Source organism: Gelidibacter pelagius (genome assembly GCF_017581925.1).
GTDB lineage: Bacteria > Bacteroidota > Bacteroidia > Flavobacteriales > Flavobacteriaceae > Gelidibacter > Gelidibacter pelagius.
In genome coordinates this window covers 1-6,736 of record NZ_JAGEVG010000041.1, presented here as the reverse complement: position 1 = coordinate 6,736, position 6,736 = coordinate 1, and the positions used below count along the sequence as shown (strand labels likewise).

Annotated in this window: 5 protein-coding genes; all 5 read right to left on the bottom strand. The window is 29.2% G+C overall.

Annotation, left to right across the window (positions count from 1 at the left end; translation table 11 throughout):
* Positions 1 to 80: 80 nt before the first annotated feature.
* Entirely contained in the window at positions 81 to 803 is a 723-nt protein-coding gene (locus J4051_RS18605; protein WP_208235392.1) for a DUF3667 domain-containing protein, read from the bottom strand.
* A gap of 179 nt (positions 804 to 982) precedes the next feature.
* A complete protein-coding gene (locus tag J4051_RS18600; RefSeq protein ID WP_208235391.1) occupies positions 983 to 1,444 on the bottom strand; it encodes a hypothetical protein in 462 nt (153 codons plus the stop codon).
* Between the two features lie 14 nt (positions 1,445 to 1,458).
* Entirely contained in the window at positions 1,459 to 1,701 is a 243-nt protein-coding gene (locus J4051_RS18595) for a hypothetical protein (RefSeq protein WP_208235390.1), read from the bottom strand.
* 656 nt (positions 1,702 to 2,357) lie between these two features.
* Complete coding sequence (locus tag J4051_RS18590) at positions 2,358 to 3,290, bottom strand: serine hydrolase (RefSeq protein ID WP_208235389.1); 933 nt, start codon at positions 3,288 to 3,290, stop codon at positions 2,358 to 2,360.
* Positions 3,291 to 3,650: 360 nt separating this feature from the next.
* On the bottom strand, positions 3,651 to 6,539 hold the full coding sequence (locus tag J4051_RS18585) for an NACHT domain-containing protein (protein ID WP_208235388.1): 2,889 nt from the start codon (positions 6,537 to 6,539) through the stop codon (positions 3,651 to 3,653).
* Between the last annotated feature and the right edge of the window lie 197 nt (positions 6,540 to 6,736).

The window sequence follows — 6,736 nt, the reverse complement described above, 5'->3', positions numbered from 1 at the left end:
CTTTGCTATAGCCAAATTGGGATTGATGTATGATGCCAATAGAATGGCATTAGTTGAAAATGAATACATTTTACTTTTTTTCAGAACAGTGCTTTAAGGGCAGCAGCTATAAATACTCCTATAAAAATTATAATGGCGAAAATTATATAAGTTAATAGGATAAGGAATACTTTCTTAAAAGTGTTTTTCTTGCTGAAGAATTGAAAATAAGCCCAAAAATTAAATGCCATTCCCAATAAGAGCGGTAACAGTATTAACAAGCCATTCCTATCGAAAATAAAGCTGAAAATAAAATAGATGAACATTTGTTGCCCCGTTATATAAATGTTTAGAACAAGATGTTCAAAGTAATTATACTTTGATTTTAAAAATGCTAAATAAGATGCTAAAGAAAAAAATGGAACCAATAGTAATATAACATATGTCTGGTTCTTAGAAATCCAATCTATTATGCTGCTATTTTCTACTTTGCCTCCAGCCTTAAAACCAGAAATAGCATCATCAATGAAAGTTTGATTTCCAAGAAAATAATGTGATATCACATATAAAGTAGATGTGAAAATAATGAAGGCTAAAGGTTTGAAATGATTTTTTCTTTTACCTTCTAAAAACTCTCTTATACAATGTCCTGGTCTTATAAATAATTCTTTTAAAGTAAATAAAAAACCACGATTTATTTGAAAAATACTATTTGGAATTTCTTCAAGCAAATATTTGAAATCAACTCTTCTAACCTTAGATTTCTGTCCACAGTTACTACAAAAATTCCCATTAATATTCTGTTCACAATTTTTACAAATCATTCAATTTTGATTTTCTTCTGAGTGCGTTTTTCATATGACTGCCAACGCTTATATGTATGAGCTATGGCGTGGACTAATCACGGACAATTCCCAACGGTCAACTGCCTGTGGAAAATCCGTCCTGCAACGCTTTTGGGTGTTGAGGAATTTCCAAGTAAGCGAGAAACAAGCAATTATTTTCACACGGTGTCGGCAGTAGTACTTTTTTTCCATTCAGGTTGATATGTTTTAATAATTTCAAGATTCATCCTTAATAATCCAATAATACCTATTCCAAAAACGAATATTCCAATTGATAAATCTTTTAGTTCTTCATATTTTGCAAAGTACATTGTATAGATTCCTAATGTAAAAGTCATCAAAACAAGAATACACATATATATAATCCAACGCTTTGCATTTTTTTGTTTACCAAATATTTTATTTCCAAGTTTAGTTCTCTTTCTAATATCGGCAAGAGAAGCAAAGCTAAACGCAATTCCAGAAAACAATAGGACTAAATTATAATTGGATATTAATTCTGCCTTGTCAAAATCATCCATTCCAATTATTATTGGTTTATATGAATAGTAGAGAGCAGCGATAATAAAAGGATATTGCAGAAAACTGGCATAGTGGAAAATTTTGAAAGTCTTGTCCATATAAATTAATTGAGTTAGGATTGTTTTGATTTCAATATTTTTCGTAACGCTCTTATTTTCAATATATTAGAAACCACAATAAAAGTCGAAACAATTGGAATGATCCACATAGAATTAAACGCTTTAGTTTCCACATAATCTATTATCATTAAAATGAAAAATATGACAATAACTCCAGCTAAAATAGCTGTTCCTGTTATAGTTGTTTTTAACTTTTTGTTTAATGTTTCAATAGATAAATGGTCACTATCTTTCATTGTTAAAATCTAATTTCGGGTTTGTATGTATGACTGCCAATTTGTATTTATAAACCCTAACAGTGATCACATCTGCCCCTCCGTGTGCCAATACGACCAACCTTAGTTATCTCATACTTATCAATCTAAATTTTCAACCTTCAATCTACTACCTTCTTCTGAACTTTCCTATAAGTCGAACAACGTATTTTTTAAACTATCCTATGGGCTATAGTGTCCAATAGTATTTGTGAGTACTCTCGGAACCCTCGCGCCAGCAGGGTGATTTGTTACGGAATATTGCAAACAGGTACCGTAAACTTATTCAATTCCGATTGATTATGTAATTCAGTAACTTTATTAAATCAACGCCCAGTTCATTTTTCAAACTTGCTGAAATTCCACATACAAGTTAGTTTTTTTGAATCTTTTTTATGTTGTAATAACTTATAAAAGATGAAACCGACATAATTAGCCATCCTAATCTAAACAGCCAAATACTTCCCAATAAAGAACCAGGTTCAGCATCTAAAATAGAACTAATAAACACGATTCCTGTTAAAATTCCAGATATTAGATATAAAGTTTTTTTGTTTTTATTGGTCATAGGATCAAGTTTGATTTTGTTTGTTATAATGAATGCCAACTTACATCTTAAGTTTGATTTTAATTTACTTCTATTTTTTGCCCCAATAATTATAAAAAATTCTACCAATTTCTGCTGAAAATTCAAATCCCGCGTTCGTTGAATTTAGTGGTTTTGAATCATCCACATTTGTACATTTTAGGCCGATAACATATTCACTTTTAGTTGTTTTGATATAAGCAACATCTCCTCGATAACCTGGTGTATATCCGGCTTTGCCATATAACTCAATACCTGCGTATATGGGTTTGTATTTTCGGAATCCTTCCATAGTTGTCACTTCTTCAACAAATGGACTCCAAGGCAAGTGACGAGCAAGTCCATTATCCTCATAATGTTTTAGCATAATGCTTTTACATAAATCAGCTGCTTTTTTCGAATATCCATATTTTTCTGGTCGAGCTAATATTTGCGCTGCAGTTGCCAATGACTTTGCCGAAGTTGATATCCACTCTCCTCTAAAAACTTCTCCGTTTACCTCAGTATCATTAATACCATTTTTTTTCAAAAATTTGTCGACCGCTTCTATGCCTCCAACTTCCCTTAATAATATATTGGTTGCCACATTATCAGAAATAGACATCATTAAGTATGCAACAAATGATAGTGAAACTTGATTTCCCACTATTTCGAAACGCAACACACCGGATCCCAAAACTTTGTCTTCTTCTGTTAGTGTTATTAGGCTGGTTGGGTCTAAAGTGCCGTTGATAACTTGTTCAGCATACGTAAGTAAAATGTAAAGTTTTGCTTCACTTGCCGCATTATGGACACTACTTGCATCAATAGCTATAATTTGTCCAGTTGTAAGATTTTCTGCGTATAAATGAGCAACTCCGTCGAAGTTTTCAATCAATTCATTTAATTGGCTTTCAAGGCTATAATTCTCTTTAACCTTAGTATTACAAGATAGAAGTAATAGAAATAAAGCTAGTATTGATAGTATAAGTGGTTTAATTTTCATCAATGATGGTTATTCTGTTGATTAGTTTTGTCAACTGACACAACTTATCATTTACAAGTGCTAAGAGTGCCCATAACCACCCTCTGTGTACCCATAGGATCAATTCTAGTTATTTATCTTTTATTGATCCAAAATTTTATTCCTCAATTTACCACCTTTCCCTAAACTTTCCTATATGTTGAACTGCGTTTTTTCAAAACTATCCTATGAGTTATAGTGGCCAAAAGTATTTGTGAGCACGAGTGGGACGCTTGCGCCGGCGGGGTTACTTTAGATTCGAATCCATACGGTTTGACTGGTTTTTAAGCACAGTACTTTGTTAGGCACTGGCTTTTATTTCTTAAATTTTTCGGTTTAAGTTTACTTGATTATTAATTTGTCAATTTCAAAATTGTCAATAATATAAGATTTCACTTTGGTCTTGTTGTTTTTCTTATCAACAATGAATTCTAATTTATTAGAGTAATCTTCATCTTCTAATAATTTAAATAATTCTTCAATATTTGGCTCAAACTTTTTCTGTCTATTATAATTCTCGCCAAAACGTATTTTATAAAAAATAGGAACCAATAAAATTAAATAATCTTTATTTTTCAAAAGATTTAAATTACCCATTAAATTTTTAAAGTCATCGTCGAATCTGAAGAAGAATGGATTACTGAAGCAGTCTTTTATTAAGTCAGTAATTGAAATGTTGTGTTTTTCAACTAAGGTCAAATAATCATTTAATATATTATGATCTGAATTGAATAAGACATTTTTCAAGCATATAAATTGAATTGGGAAATATCGAAAATTTGAAAATTTAGATTTTAAATTATCACTAAATAATTCCTTATTGAAGTTTCTTAAAAAATCAGTAGCAAATGGGATTGGATTTAAATTAAAATCAACACGATTGAAAGTAAATTCAAACATAATATAGTTTATAGGGTCTTCAAGTATTGTTTTTCTAGAAAATAAATTTATAGTATCATTATCCCAATTGTTTATTTCAATATTTTTAAATTTTTTACTTTCATGGATTAATTCTAAATATAATGAGAGAAGAATTTTGGCCTCATAGGAACTATTTTCATCTAACTTAATTTCTTTAATACATTTTTCGATCAATTGTCTTAAAGATTCATTATCGAAATGTTTTGCCAATAAGTAAAATGGAGAGTTTTGTCTATTCCTATAGTTTTCAGTGTTCTTTTCTTTTACAGTTTTTTTTAAAAGTCCATGAATAGCTTGGCTTACAATATCTTCAAATGTTGAATTACTAACATTTTGAATAGTATTGAAAATTTGCAAAAAGAAAGTTGCGGATTCCTCATTTTCTTTTAATTGATGTTTTATCAAATCATCAATTATTTCATTGTCTGCTTGATCTTTATCTATTAAATTAATCAATAACTCCAATACTATATGCCAGTATGAGCTTATGATATATTCTTTAATTAAATTGTCTCTTTCTTCTTTTTTATGTTTTTTCTCAATGTTTGAAAATATCCAAAAGGCGGTGAAATATTCGAGAAATGTTTTGTGTGTAAAATTATTATCAAAATATAACGATCGTTTTTGCGCATATACAAGAAATTGTTCTGAAAAAAGATCCGAAGTGAAGTCATCAGCTATCTTTAGTTTTTCAGTTAAACTTCGAGCTACAGTATTTTTCGCCCTTTGATATGTCACTTTACCATCTTTTTTACTTAATTCTTTATATTGCCAATACGCTAAATCTGCAAAAACAGTGTCTTTACGTTTATAAATTTCATCTGAGAGATTAATCTCCATGCCTTTACTATGATCCCATTTATCGACTAGGGTTTTCGTACATGATTGATATATTTCAAGTTTTGAATCTGGTAGTTTTAAATTGTTTCTATATAAAATAACAATGAGGGATAATAATAATGGATTAGAAATCAGTTCATTGTCAATTAGTTCCTTTTTTGCTAAAAAATCGTTTATCTCTTTTTCACGTATTTGCTCATCATCTTCTTCAATTAAATACCAATTTTTAATATATTCTTGAATTTGATTATCATCAAAATTATTTATTATTAATTTCAGCATCTCTGACTCTTTTAATGCTGTATCATCGTAGCCTATAATTCTGGAAGTGATTATAGCTTTAGTATTTGTATGTTGGGCTATAAAATTTTCTATATCATTTTTAATTAGTAATTTATCATTTAAATTAAATATCTCATCTAATCCATCAAATATTACAACAGTATTTTTTTCTTTCAATACTTGTTGAACATCTTCTGTTGAAATATTAGGGAAACCATATTCAAGTTCTAACAAAAATCTTAAATACTTTATTAAACCTTCATTTTGATCTTTCTTAAAAGCGTGATATTTTCTTAATTCTATTCTAAAAGGAATACTTTCTGTAATTGCTTTATTTTCAAAAACTAATTTTTCGTTTTGAATTAATTTCAATGATATAAATTTTGTGAAAATAGATTTTCCACTTCCTGGGTTTCCAAGTATTATTAAGTGCTTATCAAAATTGAATATTTTATCAAGAGAAATTTTAGTGTGTGATTCAAATTCTGGATTTATTTTTTGTAGAATTTTCAAGTTAACTTCATCTACATGGAATGATGGTTTAACAAATAAATCTTCCAGTTTTTTTCTTTTCCCCTTTTTTACACTTAGATCTAATCCTAAACCGATAAAGTTTAATTGAGAATAATTATTTATTAAACATGTTTTATAATTAGAAATAAAACTCGCAAAGGAAAAATTACTTTTGATTTTAGACTCTATTAATTCCTTTAACTTTTTAATTTCATCATACGATAGAGAAGAAATTCGCAAGACATCTTCAACTTTTTTATTGATCCCTATACTAATTAAAAATATCTCTTTGTTAGATAGTATTTCGTTGAAAAATTGATCCCTATAAAGTTCATCTCTTAAAAGATTTATAAACTCTAGTATGAAATTATCTGGTAATGTTTCAATATCAAATTTTTCTTCAATAACTTTTAAATCAACTTTCGAGTTAAAGAATAGTAATTTAACTAGTTCATTAAATATATCTTCATGTTTGAAAAAGTACTCTATATTACCTCCTAATGCATCTGGATGATTTGTTTGTAAAATGATCGATACATTGTTAACTTTTTCATAAAATCTATCGTTAAAAGTTTTGGAAGTTATTTTCTTATGGATTGAGTCAAAACCCTTATCCAAAAGCTTGTTTCCTAACCAAGTCCCAATTGATATTAATGTAGATGTTTCTATTATCATATTTTTTTTAGCTTGTGCCTAAGGTTTTTGTGTCGAGTAGGAAAAGGGAGTTTCACCCTTCCCCTCTCACACCCGCCTGCCGGACGGGCAGGGAACCATACTTGATAGTCTCCCATCATACGGCTCTTCTAATTTAATCTACAAATATAAGCTCATCCTCTTTCAAGTTGGCAAATTGTATTTTAAATTAGCTAACC